Source organism: Massilia oculi (genome assembly GCF_017582745.1).
Lineage (GTDB): Bacteria > Pseudomonadota > Gammaproteobacteria > Burkholderiales > Burkholderiaceae_D > Telluria > Telluria oculi_A.
The window spans coordinates 17,084-36,518 of sequence record NZ_JAFVIM010000002.1; the positions used below are offsets into that span (position 1 = coordinate 17,084).

The 19,435-nt window shown below is 70.3% G+C and carries 11 protein-coding genes and 1 pseudogene; 7 read left to right on the top strand and 5 right to left on the bottom strand.

Features of this window, described 5'->3' with window-relative positions; translation table 11 throughout:
* Window positions 1-93 precede the first annotated feature (93 nt).
* The 4 genes and pseudogenes from J3U95_RS02230 to J3U95_RS28705 all read left to right on the top strand — a co-directional run.
* Window positions 94-1,632 carry an aminotransferase class V-fold PLP-dependent enzyme gene (locus J3U95_RS02230; RefSeq protein WP_208277083.1) on the top strand — a complete coding sequence of 513 codons (1,539 nt, stop codon included), beginning with the start codon at window positions 94-96 and terminating at the stop codon, window positions 1,630-1,632.
* Between the two features lie 190 nt (window positions 1,633-1,822).
* Complete coding sequence (locus tag J3U95_RS02235; protein WP_208277084.1) at window positions 1,823-9,937, top strand: GH36-type glycosyl hydrolase domain-containing protein; 8,115 nt, start codon at window positions 1,823-1,825, stop codon at window positions 9,935-9,937.
* A 10-nt stretch (window positions 9,938-9,947) separates the two neighbouring features.
* Entirely contained in the window at window positions 9,948-10,817 is an 870-nt protein-coding gene (locus J3U95_RS02240) for an outer envelope protein (protein WP_208277085.1), read from the top strand.
* Between the two features lie 40 nt (window positions 10,818-10,857).
* A pseudogene (locus J3U95_RS28705) lies at window positions 10,858-10,989 on the top strand (YkgJ family cysteine cluster protein); the annotation flags it as partial.
* Between the two features lie 24 nt (window positions 10,990-11,013).
* On the opposite strand, the gene J3U95_RS02250 reads toward J3U95_RS28705, so the two are convergent.
* A complete protein-coding gene (locus J3U95_RS02250; protein WP_208277086.1) occupies window positions 11,014-11,571 on the bottom strand; it encodes a hypothetical protein in 558 nt (185 codons plus the stop codon).
* 210 nt (window positions 11,572-11,781) lie between these two features.
* Here J3U95_RS02250 and J3U95_RS02255 point away from each other — a divergent pair, with 210 nt between their 5' ends.
* From J3U95_RS02255 to J3U95_RS02265, 3 genes are read left to right on the top strand one after another with little or no spacing between them, the layout of a single operon-like run.
* A complete protein-coding gene (locus J3U95_RS02255) occupies window positions 11,782-12,195 on the top strand; it encodes a hypothetical protein (protein ID WP_208277087.1) in 414 nt (137 codons plus the stop codon).
* Window positions 12,195-13,202, top strand: coding sequence for a helix-turn-helix transcriptional regulator (locus J3U95_RS02260; protein ID WP_208277088.1), 1,008 nt, complete (start codon window positions 12,195-12,197; stop codon window positions 13,200-13,202). Before J3U95_RS02255 ends, J3U95_RS02260 begins: the two co-directional genes overlap by 1 nt.
* Window positions 13,203-13,218: 16 nt before the next feature.
* Window positions 13,219-13,455, top strand: a complete 237-nt coding sequence (locus tag J3U95_RS02265; RefSeq protein WP_208277089.1) for a hypothetical protein — start codon at window positions 13,219-13,221, stop codon at window positions 13,453-13,455.
* On the opposite strand, the gene J3U95_RS02270 is transcribed toward J3U95_RS02265, so the two are convergent.
* The 4 genes from J3U95_RS02270 to J3U95_RS02285 all read right to left on the bottom strand — a co-directional run bounded on the left by J3U95_RS02270 (window position 13,452) and on the right by J3U95_RS02285 (window position 19,286).
* Window positions 13,452-15,146, bottom strand: coding sequence for an ATP-binding domain-containing protein (locus J3U95_RS02270; RefSeq protein ID WP_229519600.1), 1,695 nt, complete (start codon window positions 15,144-15,146; stop codon window positions 13,452-13,454). The two genes, J3U95_RS02265 and J3U95_RS02270, sit on opposite strands and share 4 nt — an antisense overlap.
* A 34-nt stretch (window positions 15,147-15,180) precedes the next feature.
* The gene (locus tag J3U95_RS02275; RefSeq protein WP_208277090.1) at window positions 15,181-16,164 is read right to left on the bottom strand and encodes a LacI family DNA-binding transcriptional regulator; all 984 of its coding nucleotides are present in this window, start codon (window positions 16,162-16,164) and stop codon (window positions 15,181-15,183) included.
* Window positions 16,165-16,180: 16 nt separating this feature from the next.
* Window positions 16,181-18,520: a GH92 family glycosyl hydrolase gene (locus tag J3U95_RS02280; protein WP_208277091.1), complete on the bottom strand. Its 2,340-nt coding sequence runs from the start codon at window positions 18,518-18,520 to the stop codon at window positions 16,181-16,183.
* Window positions 18,521-18,704: 184 nt separating this feature from the next.
* Window positions 18,705-19,286 (bottom strand): YdeI/OmpD-associated family protein, encoded by a 582-nt coding sequence (locus J3U95_RS02285; RefSeq protein ID WP_208277092.1) that lies wholly within the window; start codon window positions 19,284-19,286, stop codon window positions 18,705-18,707.
* Window positions 19,287-19,435 lie beyond the last annotated feature (149 nt).

The following is a 19,435-nucleotide window of genomic DNA, read 5'->3' on the forward strand; positions in this document are numbered from 1 at the left end:
TTTGGGACGTTTCGATTGGCGTAATTCCGTACCATATTACTGGACAATAACGTGTTGTGCGACACCTTTTTTTATGTTTATGGCAGCTAATCCATGATCACCGAAATCTACCTCGACGCCAACGCGACTTCGCCGGTGCTGCCGGCCGCCGCCGCTGCCGCCATGGCCGCGCTGCAGGAGTGCTTCGGTAATCCGAGCAGCAGCCATGCGAGCGGCCTGCGCGCCCGCGCGCTGCGCGAGGGCGCGCGCGCCTGCGCACGGCGGGTGCTGGGCGCCCCGAGTGGACGGCTGATGTTCAATAGCGGTGCCACCGAGGGCATCCAGACCGCGGTGCTGTCGGCGCTGTGCGCGGTGCGCGAACGGCGCGCGCGTGGCGAGGCATGCGGGGATGTGGTGCTGGTCGGCGCCACCGAGCACAAGGCGGTGTCCGAAAGCCTGGCGCACTGGAACCGGCTGCTGGGAACCGGCCTCGAACTGCGCGTGCTGCCCGTCGACGGCGACGGCCGCCACCGCCTGGACGTGCTGCGCGCGCTGGCGCCGCGCCTCGCCTTCGTCTGCACCATGGCCGCCAACAACGAGACCGGCGTGGTGTCCGACCTGGACGGCATCGCGGCGGTGTTGATTGATACGGCCAGCCCGGCGCTGTGGATGGTCGACTGCGTGCAGGCGCTCGGCAAGCTGCCGTTGGCGCTGGGCGCGAGCCGCATCGACTACGCGCCGTTCTCGGGCCACAAGCTGCATGCGCCGAAAGGCATCGGCATGCTGTACGTGCGCGAAGGCGCGCCGTTCACGCCGCTGATCTGCGGCGGCGGCCAGGAAGACAACGACCGCTCGGGCACCGAGAACATGGCCGGCATCGCGGCGCTGGGTGCGGTGCTGGAAGCACTGGAACGCGGCGACACCTTTCTTGGCCATGAAGCGTTGCAGGCCTGCCGCGCGCGCCTGGTGGACGCCCTGACCCGCGCCTTCCCCGGCATCGTGTTCAACGCGCCGCCCGCGCATACGCTGCCGACGACGCTCAACTTCTCGATCCCCGGCGTCGCCAGCGCCGAGCTGCTGGACCTGTTCGATGCCGCCGGCATGCGCGTCAGCGCCGGTTCGGCCTGCGCCGCGTCGAAGGCCGCGCCGAGCTATGTGCTCGACGCGATGGGCTTGCCGGCCTGGCGCAGCGCGTCGGCGGTGCGCCTGTCGATCGGGCCGCTGCTGGACGCCGCCGCGCTGGAGCAGGCGTGCGAGCGCATCGCGCGCTGTGGGGCGGCGCTGGCCATGCCGGCGCCGGCGGCGGCGCCCGAGGCAGCGCAGCCGGATGCCGCGCTGGACGCAGGCATGGAACTCGACGCCATCGCGGCGCGCCGCTGGCTGGCGGCCCATCCCGACGCCATCGTGGTCGACGTGCGCGATGCGCGCGAGCACAGCGTCGCCGGCCAGGTGGAACTGCACGGCCGCATGGCGCTCAACGTGCCGCTGGCGAGCGTGGCCGAACACGCCGCCGCCTGGCTGGGCGCCGATGCCCGCCCCTTGCTGTTCGTGTGCCGCAGTGGCGCACGCAGCGCCCGCGCCGCGCGCACCCTGCGCGCCCTGGGCCATCCGCGCGCCTGCTCGCTGGCCGGCGGTTTCGCGCTCGCCAACTGACCATCCCGGACGCCTGCCGGCCCGGCAGGCGGTGTGTGTACGCCAGCGCACGGTAACTTTTCGTTCCTTTCCCTAGCATGGAGTCAGCCGTGCGCGCCCAGCATTGTTTGTCTGGTCCTTTGCCCTGATTGTCCCGGGGTGTCCCGTCCTCCGGCGGTCCGCCGCGCACGCCTCCGTCCCGAGGTCCCCGTTGAAAGTTGAGAACGACAAGATGCCCTCCGGGCAGCATGCGCCACATGGCGCCGGCGCCACCGCCCCAGTGGCGCTGCTGGCCGCGAATGCGGAGGCCATCGTTCGTTCCTGCGATACGCTCGACCGCGCCATGCGCGCCGGGATCGAACTGCCGCCCGCCGGCGCACGCCTGCTCGATGGCTACCACCTGCTCGACACCCAGCTGCGGCTGGCGCGCGCGCAGGCGCGGCAGGTCGCCGCCCGGGATGGCGATGCGCGCGTCTGGCGCCTGGCGGCCGATGCGGTAGCGCGCGCAGATGGCGTCGTCGACACCGAAGAACTGGCGCGCGTCCTCGCCGCCAGCCAGCAAGACGCGCCCCTGCGCGTCGCCGAACTCGATGCGCTGCCCGCGCTGTTGCGTCTTGCGCTGATCGACCGGCTGGCTGCCATGGCGGCGCGCGCCGCGCATGCCTGCACCGGCCGCGAACGCGCCGCCGCCTGGGCCGCACGCTTCCTCGACACCGCCGAGGCCCGCCCGGGCGACCTGGTGCTGCTGTTCGCCGACATGGCGCGCAGCGAAGACGCGGACAACAGCGCATTCGTCGCCGAGCTGGCGCGCCGCCTGCAGGGCCGCGGCGCGCCGCTGGCCCAGGTACTGGACTGGATCGACGCGCGCCTGGCGGATGGGCAGGGCAGCATCGCCTGCCTGACGCAGGACGAAAGGAGCAGCCAGGCGCAGGACGCCATCTCTGCCGGCAATGCCCTGGCCAGCCTGCGCGCGCTGGGCGGCGTCGACTGGCGCGCCTTTGCCGAGCAACTGGGCGTGGTCGATGCGCTGCTGCGGGACGATCCGGACGGCAGTTATGCGCGCATGGACGGCGCCACGCGCGACCGCTACCGCCACACGGTCGCGCGCCTGGCGGACTCCCTCGGCGTGAGCGAGGCCGCGGTGGCGCAAGAGGCGGTCGCGCTGGCCGGCGTCCATCGCGCGCCGGGCGAGGGCGGGCTCGATACGCGCATCCGCCACGTGGGCCACTACCTGGCCGGCCCCGGCCTGGCGATGCTCGAGGCACGGCTGCGCGGACGGCGTGGATGGGCATCGCGCGTTCGCGCCGCGTTGCCGGGCGCTTCCTCCGGTATGCATACGGGCGCCACGGCGGCGCTGGCCCTGCTGTTCACGGGCGCTGGCCTGGTCCATGCCTGGCAGGGCGGGGCCGGGCCACTGCTGCTGGTCCTGATGGGCATCCTGGCGCTGCCGGTGGCCGGCGCCCTGGCGCGCGCCCTGGTGGGGATGGCCGGGAGCTGGCTGGCCCGGTCCCAGGCCACGCCGCGCATCGACGTGGCGGCCGGCATTCCCGACGATGCGCGCACGCTGGTGGCGGTGTCGGCGCAACCGGCCGACGCCGCCCAGCTCGCGGCGCTGTGCGAAGACCTCGAAGTGCGCTACCTCGGCAACCGCGATCCGCGCCTGCGTTTCTGCCTGTTGCTCGACCTGCCCGACGCGCCTGAAGCGACGCTGCCTCTCGACGCCGACTTGCTGGCCCGGGCGGGTGGCGCGATCGAGGCGCTCAACCGCAAGTACGGTACTGAACAGGATGGCCCCTTCATGCTGCTGGTGCGCCCGCGCGCCTGGAGCGAAGATCAACAAGCCTGGATCGGCCGCGAACGGCGGCGCGGCCAGCTGGCCGACCTGAATGCCTGGCTGTGCGGCGTGCGCGACCGCTTCGCGCTCGCGGTCGGCAATACCGGCGGCGCGGCCGGGATGCGCTACGTGATCGCGCTCGATGCCGATACCGGCCTGCCGCGCGACGCCGCGCGCAGCCTGGTGGCGGCGATGGCGCACCCGCTGCACCGGCCGCTGCAGGACGAAGCGGGCCGGGTGCTGGAAGGCCATGCCATGCTGCTGCCACGGCTCGGGACCGCCTTGCCGAACCAACGTGCGATGCGCTACCAGCGGCTGTGGCCCGACGGTGGTGGTGGCTGGGCCGCGATCTACGACGTCGACGCCTGGCGCCGCGCGATGGGTCTCGAGCTGCGCGACGAGGGCCGGGCGCAACCCGGCGCGGTCGAGGAAGACCGCCTGCGCGCCGCGCGCGTAAACGACGTGCGGCTGGATGCGGCGCATCCGGGCAGTTACGGCGAACACGTGCTGCGCCGTCATGGCGCCTTGCGCGCCGCCTGGCAGGAAGCGCGCCGCCTCGGGCGCGGCGCCGAGCGACTGCGCGCCGCGCGGGTGCGCCGGCGGCTGTTCGACGCGTTGGCCGGGAGCCTGGCCGCGCCGGCGTCGATCGCGCTGCTCGTGTTGTGCTGGAGCTTGCTGGCCGCGCCCGTGTTCTGGACCGCGGCCATCCTGGCGCCGCTCTGGCTCCCGGCGCTGCTCGACATGCTGGCCACGCTGGCCGGCCGCGCGCCGGACGCGCCGCTGCGCCAGCACCTGGACGCCTGGGTGCGCGGCGCACGCACGACCCTGGTGCGCGCCGCGCTGGCGCTGGCCTTCCTGCCGCACCGGGCCTGGCTCGACGCCGACGCGGTCGTGCGCGGCCTGTGGCGGCGCGACGTGAGCCGCCGCAAGCTGCTCGAGCTGCGTCCCCCGGCGCTGGCGCGTCCCAGCAGCGCGATGGAGAACAACTGGCGCACGATGTGGTTTCCTCCGCTGCTGGCGGTCGGCGTCGCGGTGCTGCTGACCTTCGCCAACCCCTACGCCCTGTTCGCGACCGCGCCGCTGCTCCTGGTATGGTTCCTGTCGCCGGTGCTGGCCTGGTGGGTCAGCCAGCCGTCGCGGCGCGGCATGCGCCTGGCGAAGGGGCAGACCCTGTTCCTGCGCACGCTGGCGCGCCGCAGCTGGGCCTTCTTCGAACAGCACGGCGCGGGCCAGAACGGCCTGGCGCCGGAAGCCGTGTTCGACCATTCCGAACCTACCGTCGACGAGCGGGTGTCGCCCGCCGGCATGGGCATGACCTTGCTGGCGACCCTGGGCGCGCGCGACTTCGGTTATCTGCCGCTGGGCGGCCTGCTCGCGCGCAGCGAGCAGGCGCTGGCGTCGATGGCCTTGCTGGAACGCTGGCATGGCCACCCCTTCGAATGGTATGACGGCGTCACGCTCGCTCCCCTCGAACCGGCCCATGTCGATACCGCGGCCAGCGGCGGCCTGGCGCTGGCGTTGCGCACCTTCGCCGCCGGCCTCGATGAGTTGCCGGATCGGCCGATCCTCGATGCCGCCGCGCTGGACGGCATCCGCGTCACGCTGTGCGTGGTGAGCGAGAATGCGCCGCCCGGCGTGGCGCCGGCGCTGGACGCGCTGGAAGAATCGCTGGCGCCGGGCCGCTGCCGCGCCACCGATACCTTGCCGGGCCTGGCCGACTGCCTGCGCGCGGTCGCGGCCAGGGCGGCCGAGCTGGATGCGGGCCTGCCTGGCGACGTCACGCCTGCGCTGCGCGCCTGGACGGCGCGCCTGGCGCGGCAGTGCGCGGCGCAGCTGGACGACCTGCATGCGCTCACGCCCTGGACCCGCGCGGTGCAGGAATACGTGCTCGATGCCGGCCTGACCCGCATCCCGACCTTGCGCGAACTGGCCGCGTTCGAGGCGCCAGGGGGCAACGAGGGCCTGGGCCAGCTGGTCGCACAGGGACGCGACTGCGCGCGTGAACGCATGGAGAACATCGCGCGCCTGGCCGCGCAGGCGCGCGAAGCGGCGCGCATGGATTTCGGCGCGCTGGTCGACCCGTCTACCGGCCTGCTGGCCACCGGCTGTCACGTGCGCGAGGGGCGCGATGGGCGCCTGGACGGCGACAGCTGCGACCTGCTGGCGTCCGAGGCGCGCATGGCCAGCTTCGTCGCCGTCGCCCAGGGCCAGCTGCCGCAGCAGCACTGGTGGTCGCTCGGCCGTCCCTTGCGCATGACGGGGGGGGGCGCATTGCTGCTGTCGCGTGCGGGCGCGCTGGCCGACTACCTGGCGCCGCAGCTCGTGATGCCTTCGTTCCGCGACACCCTGCTGGACGACGCCAGCCGGGGAGTAGCGCGCCTGCAGGCGGCCCACGCCAGGGGCCGGGGACTGCTGTGGGGCTATACCGAATCGGGCTGCAACGCGGTCGACGCGGCGGCGCGCTACCGCGTTCAGCGCTTCGGCCTGGACGCCGCGGCCCTGCAGCGGCGCGCGGGCGACGACCTGGTTGCCGCGCCCCATGGCGCCGCGTTGGCGCTCGGCGTGGCGCCGGCGCTGGCGGCGGCCAACCTGCGCCGCATGGCGGAGCAGGGCCTGCTGGGCGAGACCGGCTTTCATGAGGCGCTCGACTATGCCCCGGCGCGCCTGCCGCAAGGCGAACGCCAGGCGGTGGTGCGGGCCCAGCTCGCGCGCCACCAGGCCACGACCCTGCTGGCGCTGGCGCGTCACCTGCAGGGCCAACCGATGCAGCGCCGCTTCATGCGCGATCCCGAATTGCGCGCCGCGCTCGGCCTGCTGCAAGAGGCGGCGCCGGCAGCCGGCGCCGAGCCGCCCCTGCGCATCGATGCCGGCGTGGCGCTTGACGGCGTCGCGGCGACCCGTCCATATGCGCGCGTGCTCGAGCCGGACGCTTCGCCGCTGCCGGAAGTCCAGCTGCTGTCGAATGGCCGCTACCACCTGGTCGTCGACAGCGGGGGCGCCGGCGCCAGCCGCTGGGAGGGAACCGGGCTGACGCGCGGCGGCGAGACCGGCCTGGCCCTTCACGTGCGCGATACGGCCTCCGGCGCCGCCTGGGCCAACGTCTTGCTGCCCGGCGCGTCGGCGCCGGACGAGGTCGAGGCGGTGCTGGCCGAAGGACGGGCCAGCCTGCGCCGCGTGGACCACGGCATCGAGATGCGTACCGATGCGGTGGTAGCGCCTGGCGACGACGTCGAGCTGCGCCGTATCCGCATCGTCAATCGCGGGCTTGAACCGCGCACCCTGGAGCTGACGGGCTGCGTGGCGCTGGCCGGGCCGCCGCTGGAAGAGGGCGGGCGCAGCAGCATCCGGATCGAATTCGACGGCGCCGCCGACAGCCTGCTGTGCGTGACCACGCCAAGCGCGCCCGTGCTCGTGCAGCGCATGACGGTGCGCGAGATGGCGGGACAGCCGAGCGTGGAAACGAATCGCGCGCGTTTCATCGGGCGCGGGCATGAGTTGTGCCGGCCGCAGGCGGTGAGTAACGGCGGCGCGCTGCCGGGCCTGGACCCGGAGCCCGACGAAGCGCTGCTGGCATTGCAGCGCAGCGTGACGCTGGCGCCGCAGCAGGAGATCACGGTCGACCTGGTGCTGGGCGCTGCCTCCAGCCGTGCGCTGGCGCGCGAGCTGGCGGCGCGCTATGGCGTCGCGCACGAGGTCGACCACGCGATCGAGGCCGCCTGGACCCTGGCCCAGGCCGAGCTGCGCCGCGCCGAGATCGGCGAAGCCGACGCCCAGCTGATCAACCGCCTGGCCGGCTGCCTGCTGCAGCCCGTGCCGGCGCTGCGCGCCGATCCCGCCGTCATCGCGCGCAATCAGCGCGGGCGGGCCGACTTGCCGGCCTATGGCGTCACGGGCGACTTGCCGCTGCTGTTGCTGCAACTGGGCGACGGACCGGACACCGGCCTCGCGCGCCAGCTGCTGCAAGCCCACGGTTATTGGCGCGACCATGGCCTGGCGGTCGACCTCCTGGTCCTGTGCGACAGCCGCTCCGCCCGCGAAGCCCTGATGCACCTGGCGGCGCCGCTGGTCGATCCGTCCAGCTTCGACCAGCCCGGCGGACTGCACCTGCACCTGAAGGAAGACGTGCCGCAAGAAGACCGCATCCTGCTGCGCTCCGCAGCAAGCGTGCTGCTGTCCAGCGAGCGCGGCGACCTGGCCGACCAGCTGCGCCGCGCCGGACGCCCGGGCCACGCCGAGGCGCCGCCCTTCGTCGCCACCACGCCGGCGCAGGCATGGACTGCGGACCCCTTGGCCCAGGCCGCGCCAGAGCTGATGTTCGACAACGGCGTCGGCGGTTTCACGCCGGACGGCCGCGAATACGTGGTTCGTAGCAGCCAGGGGATCGCCGCGCCTGCGGCGCCGTGGATCAACCTCCTGGCCAACGATGCCTTCGGCAGCATCGTCTCGGAACGCGGCCATGCCGTCAGCTGGAGCGGCGAGCGCGCCACGCGCCTGACGGCGGGGAGCATTGATGCGATTGCGCCGCAGGGCGGCGAAGCCTTCTACCTGCGCGACGAGGACAGCGGCGCTTTCTGGTCGCCGACCCCGTGGCCGGCGCCGTCGCCAGAGGCGTACACGACGCGCCACGGCATCGGATACAGCGTGTTCGAGCACCGTGTCCACGGCATCCATTCCGAGTTGCGCTGCTTCGTTGCCCAGGATGCGCCGCTCAAGTACAGCGTGCTGCGCTTGCGCAACGACAGCGATGCGCCGCGCCGCCTGAGCGCGACGGGGTATGTGGAATGGCTGCTGGACGAGCGCGACGCGCCGCCCGGCCTGCAGGTGGTGACCGGACGCGATCTCGCCAGCGGCGCGCTGTTGGCGCGCAATGCCTTCGGCGCGGGTTTCCACGACAAGGTCGCGTTCTTCCACGTCGATGCCGAGCAGGCCGCCGTGACCTGCGACCGCCAGGAATTCATTGGCCGTTGCGGATCCATCGCGCGGCCGGCGGCGCTGGGGCGCGCCGGCCTGTCGGGCGCCGCCGGCGCGGGCTTCGACCCGTGCGCGGCGCTGCAGGTCGGCGTCAGCCTGGCCCCGGGGGCCGAGTGCGAACTGGTCTTCGTGCTGGGCGTGGCCGGCCCCGGCAGCCTGGACGCCAGCGCGGTCGTGCAGCGCCATGGCACGGCGCAAGCCGCCGCCGCCGCATGGCAGCGCCAGCGCGACTGGTGGGACGACACGCTCGGCGCCCTCGCCGTGCATACGCCCGACCCCGGCTTCGACCTGCGCGTCAACCGCTGGCTGCCTTATCAGGCGCTCGGCGCCATGATGGGCGAGCGCGACCCGGCGCTGCGCCTGCAGTCGGCCCTGGCCTGTGTCCACGCCCGTCCCGAGCTGCTGCGCGAGGCCTTGGTGCGCGCCGCGCCCGCGTTCACGGCGGGTTGCGCCGTCGAGGACTTCCTGTGGCTGCCGTATGCACTGACGCGCTATCTCGCGGTCACGGAAGACCATGCGCTGCTGGCCGTGCCCCTGTCGGACCGCGACGATCTGTACCAGCACTGCGTGCATGGCCTGCGCGGCTGCCTGCGCTTCGGGCCGCGCGGCCTGCCGCCGGCGGCGGGGCGCCTGCACGAGGAGGGCGTTGCCGGCCGCGTCGAAAGCGTGCGCCTGGGCTTCTTCATGGCCGCCGTGCTGCAGCGCTTCGCCGAGGTGGCCGACCGGCGCGGCGACTTCGGCTTCGCCACCGCCTGCCGCGGCGCGGCGCTGGCGCTGCGCGCGCAATGCGAGGAACACGGCTGGGACGGCGACTGGTATCGCTGGACCTGGCTGGACAGCAGCAACGCCCTCGGCTCGATCGCCAATGCCGCCTGCCGCGTCGAGCTGTCGACCCAGTGCTGGGCGCTGGAGGCGGGCGCGGCGCAAGGGCCGCAAGCGCTGCGCGCGGCGGTGCGGCGCTTGCGCATCGATGGCGCCGTGCCGCGCTGCGATCCGCCGGTGGATGGCGAATGGAGCGAGCGGGTAAGGTCGAGTCCCGGCCAGGACCACCGCACCACCGCCTGGGCCGCGGCCGGATTCGCACGGCTGGGCGACGCCGGCGGCGCATGGCGGCTGGCGCGCATGCTCGACCCGATGGCGCATGGCGGCGGGCCGCCCTACCTGATGAGCGATGGCCTGCGCACGATCGCGCCGCATGCCGGCCGCGCTACCGGCGGTGTCGCGACGCCGGCGGCGGCGTGGACCTGGCTGCTGTTCGTCGAAGCGCTGCTGGGCCTGGAACGCCATGGCGACATGCTGCGTTTGAGGCCGCGCCTGGCGCCAGGCTGGGATGGTTTCAGCCTGCGCTACCGTCATCGCGGCGCGTTCTACGAGATCACGGTGCGCGCCACGGATGGCTTCGAAGAGATGCTGCTGGACGGCCAACCCTGCCCGGATTGGACCATCGTGCTGCGCGACGACCGGCGTGACCACAAGGTAGAATTGCGGGTTGCGCGCGCCCCTGGCGCGCCGGAAGCATAGGATCAAGATCATGAACATCGTCACCCGCGTCCTCGGCTGCGGCGCCTGCCTGCTGGCCGCCGGATTCGCGGCCAGCCCCGCGCAGGCGCTCGACTGGAGCGATACCGCCGTCAGCTGGCGTTACGGCAGCCGCTTCGCCGAGCCCTTCAATCCCGACCACATCGACAAGCACGTCCTCGCGCTGACCCACGCCAGCGGCTACAAGTACGGCAGCAACTACCTCAACCTCGACTGGCTCAAGTCGGACCGCAACGATCCGCGTTCGCTCGACGGCGATTCCGGCGCCGAGGAAGCTTATCTGCTGTACCGTCACACGCTCGACATCGGCGCGCTGAGCGGGCGCGAGCTGCGCTTCGGGAAGGTGAAGGGCGTCGGGCTCACCGCCGGCTTCGACGTCAACACCAAGCACGACGTCGGCTACAACTCGCGCAAGCGCATGCTGGTGCTCGGGCCGACCCTGATGTGGGACGTGCCGGGCTTCCTGAGCACCAGCATCCTCCTGGTCCGCGAAAGCAATGCGCCGAGCGGCGCCTTCGCCCCGATCTCCGACGTGCGCGGGCGCTACAAGTACGAGAACCATCCGATGCTCAACGTCAGCTGGGGCATCCCGCTGAACGAACGCTGGGCCTTCGAGGGCTATGCCAACTTCATCGCCGAGAAGGGGCTGGACGAAACCGGCAACCCGACCGGGGCCGAGACCAATATCGACATGCAGCTGATGTACGACGTCGGCGCGCACTTTGGCCAGAAGAAGAACCGCTTCCGTGTCGGCGTCGAATACCAGTTCTGGAACAGCAAGTTCGGCAATACCCGCGTGACCACCGGCGGTCGCGGGCAGCGCGCCAGCACGCCGATGATCCGCGCCGAATACCACTTTTAGCCGTTGCGACGGCGCCTGCCGACATTTCGACGAGGCCAGCCGTGGTTGCACCATCTATGCCTCCCGTCCGCTGGTCTGCCGGGTGCAGGACTACTACGTCCAGCATCTGGCCGAGCGCTTGCCATGGCCGGAATTCGTGAAGATCAACCTGGAGATCTGCGCCAGCCTCTGATCCCGGTCGCTGTAGGCATCGCCCTCATGTCACCAAGGTAAGTACCGCACGCCGGCCTGCGGACTCCGGCGCGGCGTCGTGATCCGGCGCCAATACGGGCGCCCCGTCGCAGCCGCGGCGCGATGCCATCGCCCGGAAGCGGTTCCAGAATACCGCCCGCCACGCCGTGATGCCGGCGCCGTCATTGGCCAGAGCGTCGCGCAGTCCGGCGAGGCGTCCGACCACGAACGCGCCGAGCCAGTCGCGGCCGGTGGCCACCTGCATCGCCGGGCCGTTGCCGCCCACCGCGTCGGCTACCGAGCCTGGCCACGGCGCGCGGCTGGCGCTGACCTGATCGTCGAGCGCCCCCAGGGCGAGGCGCAGGTCGAAATCCCTGCTGTCGACGCAGGCCAGCAGCGCCGCCAGCTTCAGGTGCGGGGACAGCGCCGACATGCCAATGAAGGCCAGCAGGGCGTCGTGATGGCGGACCGGATTCTGGTCCGGCAGGCTGGCCGCCTGCTCGAGGAGGGGACGCCACTGGCGACGGATGGCGTCGAGGCTGCGGCATTGTTCGAGCGGGAGATACCAGCGCAGGTCGGTCATTGATTCCTTGTCGGGCAGTGGAAGACGGGAGACAGCATAAGTGGCGGTGGCGACAGCATGTGTCGCAGTGCACGCGCTGCCGCGTGCGACACGGATCGTCGCGGCCGTGTGCCACGCTGCGCCTCTCGGAGCGACTAACAATTTCCCGAGAGTAAGTTATTTGCTAACATCACATCTTGAACGCGCCAAGTCGGCGCGCCGAAAGCCACCATGCCAGCACTGATAGAACACATCGACGCCATCGCGCGCCAGAAGGGCCGCGCCGCGCTCTACCTGGAGTTCCACCCGAAATCCGCCGCCGAGCGGCGCAGCTACCGGTTCGAGGACGACCCGATGCGCGCCCAGGTGCTGGCCTGGCTGGACGCCAACGGCGTCGCGTGGCGGCCCTGCGGTCCGCTGGCCAATCCCGCTGTGATGGCGTCGTGGCTGGGCCAGGTCTACCTGGACCTGCCGTGGGACGAGGCGCTGCCGGCCTACCGGGTGCTGCGCGACTATCTCGAACTGCCGGACGGCAGCATGCGCCATGCCAGCGTGCGCTTCTATGCCATGCCGCTCGAGCTGGCGATGGAAAACGCGGAGCACGACGAGCCGGGGTACTGGCAGCGCTGGGCGGAGGAATTCTGATGGCGAACAACCAGCAGGCGCTCCTGCGCCAGTGGCATATGTTGCAGGAGGTGCCGCGCGAACCGATGTCGATCGAGGCCGGCGAATTGCGCGAGCGGCTCAGGAAGCTCGAATTCCCGGTCACCAAGCGTACCGTCGAGCGCGACCTGGCCGCTCTGGCCGGGGTGTTTCCGCTGGCCTGCGACGACAGCGAGAAGCCCTTCAAGTGGAGCTGGATGCGCGGCGCCCAGCGCTTCGACCTGCCCGGCCTCACGGTGCCCGAGGCGCTGACCATGACCCTGGTCGAGCAGCACCTGCAGCACCATCTTCCGCCCAGCACCGCCGAGGCGCTCCGGCCGTATTTCGAATCGGCCGCGCGCACCCTGTCCACCGATGACGACCCGGCGCCGTCCAAGGCCTGGCTGCGCAAGGTGCGCAGCGTGCCGCCGCACCAGCCGCTGATCCCGCCGCGCATGGACCACGATTGCCAGCGCACCGTGTACCTGGCGCTGATGGAAGACCGCCAGCTCACGCTCCACTACCGCAAGCGCGACGCCATCGAGCCCACCGTGTACGAGACGGTCCATCCACAGGCGATCGTCCAGCGCGGCGGCATCGTCTACCTGGTCTGCATGTTCGGCAGCTACGAGGACGTGCGCACCATCCCCTTGCACCGTATCGTGGCGGCCGAGGCGCGCTACGAGGATGCGCGCAGGAAGGAAGACTTCGACCTCGACGCCTACATCGCCTCGGGCCAGTTCGGCGTGATCGCCGGCGAACCGCTGCGCCTGCGCGCCGTGTTTACGCGCGCGGCCGGCGAGCACCTGTACGAAACGCCGCTCAGCACCGACCAGGAACTCACGGCGCATGGCGACGGCCACCTGCGCCTGGTGGCCACCGTCCCGCATACGCGCTCGCTGGTGTGGTGGCTGCTGGGCTTCGGCGACGGCGTGGTGGTCGAGGAACCGGCCGCCTTGCGCCATGAGATGGCAGGCATCGCAACCAGGATGGCGCAGGCTTATATGTGAGCCGCAAACCTGCCTGGTGGTGATCGCCGTCATCGGTGCGCCGGCTCCGCAGCTGGTGGCCGCCCTGGCCCGCTTCGCGGCGCGCGGCGCGTACTTGGCGCGGCAGCCGGACGAGCGCCTGCCGGCGCGCCACGAGGCGCTTGCGCTATCGTGCATCGACTTGAAGGACGGCGCGATCCTGCAGCCGTATGACGATGCGTCGTTGCTCCAGGTTAGCGTGCTGATCGAGGCATTCCTGGCGCGGGGAGACTAATCCGCCGCCTTTTGCAGCGCCGCCGCCAGGCAGCGTTCGGCCTCGGGCGACAGCACCAGTTCGACCGCCATCTGCGCCCGCGTCAGGGCGACGAACAGCATGCGACGCGCCCGGTCGTCGAGGGTGTCGAAATCGAATTCCGTCACCACCACGGCCGGCGCGCTCTGGCCCTTGTAGCGGTACACCGATTCCACCAGCAGCTCGCCCGTACTCCAGCGGTGTTCGCCGCCGCGGTCGTACTCGCCAGTGAAGCGGCGCGTCTGCCATTGGCCGATGCCGACCCGGTTCAGTAGCTGCGAGCTGCCACGCCCACGGCCGCAGACGACCGCGATGTCCGCCGGCAGGAAGCCGCGCGCCAGCAGCGCGGCCACCGCCGCCTCGGTCGCCGCCAGCAGCTCCTCATCGGACGCATAGGTGCGGATGCCCGGCACCTCGCCGTCGTAGGGGTTCATGCTGCGCACCGGCGGGCGCACCAGGTCCAGCGCGTTGATCAACTGGCACAGGACGCGCGGCGTGCGGAAGTTGTCGCTGCAGCGGATCACGGTCGCCTCTCCCAGCTCGAAGCCATCCTGTTCGTACAGGCGCTGGGCCTCGTCTTCCAGCACGTACAGGCGGCCATCCTTGCGCAGCAGGCGGCACAGGCTGGCCACCCAGTCGGCGCGCAAGTCCTGGGCCTCGTCGATGACCAGCAGGTCGAAGCGCGCGGCGAAGCCATCGCTGTCGTCCAGGTAGGCCTGCCCCATGCGTTCGAAGCCTTCGGACGAGAAATCGGGCTCGCCGTGGCGCCGGCGATAGTGCTCGACGCAAAGCTCGTGGTAGTTCATGACTTCGCAGGACGGCGGCGCCAGGCGGCGCACGTGGTCGGCCAGGGTGCGGTTGAAGCAGACGTAGAGCGCGTCCCGGCGCGCCGCGCGCGCGTCCTGCAGCAACTGCAGGGCCAGCTGTGTCTTGCCCGAGCCGGCCGTGGCCTGCACCCGCACCACGCCGGACGCCGTCTCGACCCGCGGCACCCAGGTCGCCAGGCCGTCGGACAACTGGCGCACCGTGCCCTGCAGCTGGTCGCGCAGCACGTCCAGCGCCGGCATCACCTGGAACTGGTTGAGCAGCAGGCGGCGCAGCGCCTCGCGGTCGACCGGGCGTTGGGTCGGCGCCAGCCAGTCGCGCACCGTGCTCACCATGCGATCATAGCCGTGGGCGTCGACGATGCGCTCGCGCGGGATCGCCGACACCTGGCCGTCGCCCAGCGCATAGTCAGGCAGGACCAGGCAGCTGATGAGTTCAGGATGGATCCCGGCCTGCTGCAGGCGGTTCTGCATGGCGGCGCGCTGCACCGTGGTCTGGCGCGCCACGTCGCATTCGCGCTGGCCATACAGCTTGAAGATGCCGCCTTCGCGCAGCACGACCGCACCGGCCTTCACTTCCATCAGCAGCAGGTTGCCGTTCGGGGCCAGCACCACGATGTCGATCTCGCCGTAGCGGTCGCGCCCGTTGTGCAAGGTGTGCAGCGGCACGCTGTGGAAGACTTCGAAGCCATCCGGCAGGTGGTCGCGCAGCCGTTCGAGGACCTCGAGTTCGCGGTAGCGCCCGGCGTCGGTGCGTAGTGGCGGGAGCAGGTGGGGTGACAGGGTGGCCATGGCGGGAGCGATCTTCAGAAGTTGCTCATTATCAAGCAACTGGCGGGGCGACACCATGGCTTGTCGTTTTTTTGCGCCGGCCGCGCGGGATTCAATCGTCGTTGCTGCTCTCGCGCACCACCAGCTGGACCGCGAGCGTCTGTTCCAGGCTGGCGCCGTCCGCCTTCTCCAGCAGCGAATCGACGCCCATCCGTCCCAGCAAGTCCTTGTCGATCTGGACGCTGGACAGCGGCGGGATCGCGCTGGAGGCGGCGCTGATGTCGTCGAAGCCGACGATCGCGATGTCGTGCGGGATCTTCAGGCCGCGCTCCAGGCAGTGGCGCATGGCGGCGAGGGCCGTGCTGTCGTTGTAGCAGAACAGCGCGTCCGGCCGCGGCTGGCGCGCCAGCAGGGCGTCGACCGCCTGACGCACGTTGTCGAGGCTGTTGCCGATGCTGGGCAGCTGGACCTCGAGGTCGGGATCGGCCAGCATGCGCGCCTCGAACAAGGCCTTGCGAAAGCCGCGGTAGCGCTCCAGGATGCTGTGGTGGGCCAGCGGGCCGGTGAGCATGGCGATGCGGCGCCGGCCCTGCCGGACCAGGTGGCGCGTGGCCAGGTAGCCGCCCAGGGCGTGGTCGGGATTGAGCGAGCGGTAGCCGGGCAGGCGCATGTCGAGCAGCACCAGTGGCTTGCCGGTGTCGCGCAGCGCCGCCACCAGTTCCGGCTCGAAGTAGCCGGCGCACAGCAGGGCGTCGGGCTGGTGCAGGCGCACCAGGTCGAGCACCGGCTCGGCCGGGCCGACCACCACGAACGAGAGCGCGATGCCGCGCTTGCGGCAGGCATCCTCGGCGCCGTGCAGCACCGGCAGGTAGAACGGGCTGGCCGACTGCGTGTTGTGCTGGCGGTGCAGCAAAAAGGCGATGCGGCGCACGTCGCCTTCGCGCAGCTTGGCGAAGTCGTAGCCCATTTCGCGCGCCACCGCGCAGATACGTTCGCGCGTCTTGTCGGTCAGGCCGTCCTGGTTCTTCAGCGCGCGCGAGACCGTGCCGATCGAGTAGCCCGTGGCGCGGGCGATGTCGCGGATCGTGACGGCCATGGCGCGCTTTCCTTCGTCAATATCTGGTCTGGGTGTAGGGGCGGGCGTTCTGCTCCTTGCCCCAGTCCTTGTTCGGCGTGGCTTGCATGGTGAACACCAGTTCGCCGCCGGCCATGATGTCCTCGTGGCGGATGAAGGTGCGCATCAAGGGCTTGCCGTTCAGGGTCACGCGGCCGATGTAGCCGTTGCCGCTCGAGAGATTGTCGGCGCGCACCGTGAAGTGCTTCCCGTTCGGCAGGTTCAGGGTCGCCTTGTCCAGGAAGGGGCGGCCGATCACGTACTCGTTGCTGGCCGGGGCCACCGGATAGAAGCCGAGCGCGGTGAAGGCGAACCAGGCCGACATCTGTCCCAGGTCGTCGTTGCCCGACAGGCCGTCCGGCTTGTCGCTGTACTGGGTGGCCATGATGTTGGCCAGGCGTTCCTGGGTGCGCCATGGCGCGCCGGCGTAGTTGTACAGGTAGGCCACGTGGTGCGAAGGCTCGTTGCCGTGGGCGTAGTGGCCGATCAGGCCCGAGATGTCTTCCATGTGGGCGTACACGGTCTCGTCGACCTTGGCGTCGAACACCTGGTCGATCTTGCCCACCAGGCCAGCGTCGCCGCCCAGGAAGGAGATCAGGCCGGCGTTATCGTGCGGCATATACCAGGAATACTGCCAGGCGCTGCCCTCGGTGTAGTCGCTGCCGAAGTTGGACAGCTCCGGATTGAACGGGGTGCGGAACTCGCCGGTGGACTTGCGGGCGCGGATGAAGCCGGTCTCCTTGTCGAACACGTTGCGGTAGTTCTGGGCGCGCTTGTAGTAGCGGGCCGCGACGTCCTTCTTGCCCATCTTCTCGGCCATGCGCGCGATGGTCCAGTCATCAAAAGCGTATTCGACGGTCTTCGATGCCGCTTCCTTTTCGAGGTCGATCGGCACGTAGCCCAGCTTCATATAGTGTTCCAGGCCGCCGTAGGGACCATATTCGGCGCTGGCCGTCATCGCCGCCAGTGCCTTGTCGGCGTCGAAGCCGCGGATGCCTTTCATGTAGGCGTCGGCGATCACCGGCACCGCGTGGTAGCCGATCATGCACCAGGTTTCCAGGCCATGGAACTGCCATACCGGCAGGATGCCGTAGGGGCTATGCTGCTGCGAGGCGATCAGCGAGTTCACGAAGTCGGCATTGCGCTGCTCGGGCGCGACGATGGTGAGCAGCGGGTGCAGCGCGCGGTAGGTGTCCCACAGCGAGAAGGTCGAGTGGAAGCGGAAGTTCTTCGCCTTGTGCACCTGGTTGTCCGGGCCGCGGTAGCTGCCGTCGATATCCATGAACAGCGACGGCGCCAGCATGGTGTGGTACAGGGCGGTGTAGAACTTGGTGCGCATCGGGCCTTCGGCCTCGACCTTCACCGCGCCCAGCGCGTCGTTCCAGGCCTTGCCGGCGCGCTCGCGCTCCTGGTCGAAGTCCCAGCCCGGCATCTCGGCCAGGTTGGCGATCGCATTGTCTTCGCTCACCGCCGACAGGGCGACCTTCACCAGCAGCGTGCCGTCCTGCGGCACGCCGAAGTTGAAGTCGGCCATCAGCTGCTTGCCTTCGACCAGCGCTTTGTCTCCAGGCGTTTTACCCGGCGGGGCGAAGCCGCGGTAGGGGATCGCTTCTTCGCGGTTCAGCAGCTGGCGGGTGTCGATCGGGCGCGAGAACTGGATCGCGAAGTGCACCTGGCGGCCGGGCGCCCAGCCGCGCGTCTCGCGCATGCCGGTGATGGTGGTGCTGTTGCGCACGCGCAGGCGCGCCCACAGGTTCTTCTCGTCGTAGTTGTAGATGCTGGTGCGCAGGTCGAGCAGCACCTTGGCCGGCTCGCCGGCCTTGAATTTATAGCGGTGCAGGCCCACGCGCTCGCTGGCGGTCAGCTCGACGTCGACTTCATGATCCTTCAGGCGCACGGCGTAGTAGCCCGGTTCGGCCTTTTCCTGGTCGTGCGAGAAGCGCGAACGGTAGCCCGAGAATGGACGCTCCGGATAACCCGGCTCCAGCTTGGTCTCGCCGCTGTAGGGCATCAGGAGCACGTCGCCGAGGTCGGAGTGGCCGCTGCCCGAGAAGTGAGTGTGCGAGAAGCCGAGGATCGAACTATCGGCGTAGTTGTAGCCCGAGGCCCAGGGATAGCTCTGGCGGAAGTGGCGGTGCTGGGTGTCGGGGCTGAGCTGCACCATGCCGAAGGGGCGGCTGGCGCCGGGGAAGGTGTGGCCGTCGCCGCCGGTGCCGATGAAGACGTCCACGGCTTCGGCCGGGCTGCCCGGCGGGGCGGCCAGGGCGGGAACTGCACTAAACAGGAATGCCGCAGTGGCGGCGATCGAGAGTTGTCCGAAATTGAGTCTGGCCGTCATGAAGTCTCCACGCGTGGCGGCAGCGATGGGCGCCGCCTGTTTTAATTGCACTATACCCAAATGCAACTTATATGTGGAGACTGGTTTCCGGGCAATCCTTACCGTGTTTCAACCCATCTGTTTAGCCGGTTTACTAAACATTTTTGTCCCCGGCGCTTGATTGCGGGCCGGTCGATCATGGCATTCAACCGATCGCCAGGCGCTGTCCCGCGCCGCTTGCCTCGATCAGGCGCGCCAGCCGCGCGCTACGGGTTTCCTGTTTCTTCGCACTGGCGATCCAGTGCAGCACCCGTCCGCGGTAGCCGGGCGGACAGGCCGAGAAACTGGCCCAGGCCGCCGCATGCGATTGGAACAGCGCCAGCTCGGCCGGCGCCAGCTCGGCCGGCGTTTCGCGCTCGTGCGAATAGACGCGTGAACGCGCATCGACGCGGCCGGCAAAGGCTTCTTCGCCGGCTGCCTGCATGAGGCCCTGTTCGCGCAGCGCCCCGATCTTGGCGATGTTCACGGCGCTCCAGATCGACCCCGGCTTGCGCGGAGTAAATCGGATGCTGTAGCTGTCTTCGTCGATGCGCCTGCGAACGCCGTCGATCCACCCGTAGCACAGCGCCTGGTCGACCGATTCGGACCAGCTCATGCACGGCCGTCCGCTACCCACCTTGTGAAAGCCCACCAACAATTCGGCGGCGCTGGCGGCGTGCGCGTCAAGCCAGGCGCGAAACGCCTGGGCGCTTGCGAAGAACACGGGGGCGGCGGCGGGCTTGGACATGTCGGAATGCTCTGATCGTGTGATGGACCCGGCAACCTTAACCGGCAGGGGCGTGCCCGGCAACTTGTCTTTTTTGAAATCCATCAAAGAGTGTGATCGAAATGACAATTTTCAGGAGATGCGGCTCAATATCTACATGGCATGAAATT

Coding starts and splice junctions, on each gene's coding strand:
- J3U95_RS02230 (WP_208277083.1), top strand. CDS start 94: ATGATCACCGAAATCTACCTCGACGCCAACGCGACTTCGCCGGTGCTG.
- J3U95_RS02240 (WP_208277085.1), top strand. CDS start 9,948: ATGAACATCGTCACCCGCGTCCTCGGCTGCGGCGCCTGCCTGCTGGCC.
- J3U95_RS02250 (WP_208277086.1), bottom strand. CDS start 11,571: ATGACCGACCTGCGCTGGTATCTCCCGCTCGAACAATGCCGCAGCCTC.
- J3U95_RS02255 (WP_208277087.1), top strand. CDS start 11,782: ATGCCAGCACTGATAGAACACATCGACGCCATCGCGCGCCAGAAGGGC.
- J3U95_RS02260 (WP_208277088.1), top strand. CDS start 12,195: ATGGCGAACAACCAGCAGGCGCTCCTGCGCCAGTGGCATATGTTGCAG.
- J3U95_RS02270 (WP_229519600.1), bottom strand. CDS start 15,146: ATGGTGTCGCCCCGCCAGTTGCTTGATAATGAGCAACTTCTGAAGATC.
- J3U95_RS02275 (WP_208277090.1), bottom strand. CDS start 16,164: ATGGCCGTCACGATCCGCGACATCGCCCGCGCCACGGGCTACTCGATC.
- J3U95_RS02280 (WP_208277091.1), bottom strand. CDS start 18,520: ATGACGGCCAGACTCAATTTCGGACAACTCTCGATCGCCGCCACTGCG.
- J3U95_RS02285 (WP_208277092.1), bottom strand. CDS start 19,286: ATGTCCAAGCCCGCCGCCGCCCCCGTGTTCTTCGCAAGCGCCCAGGCG.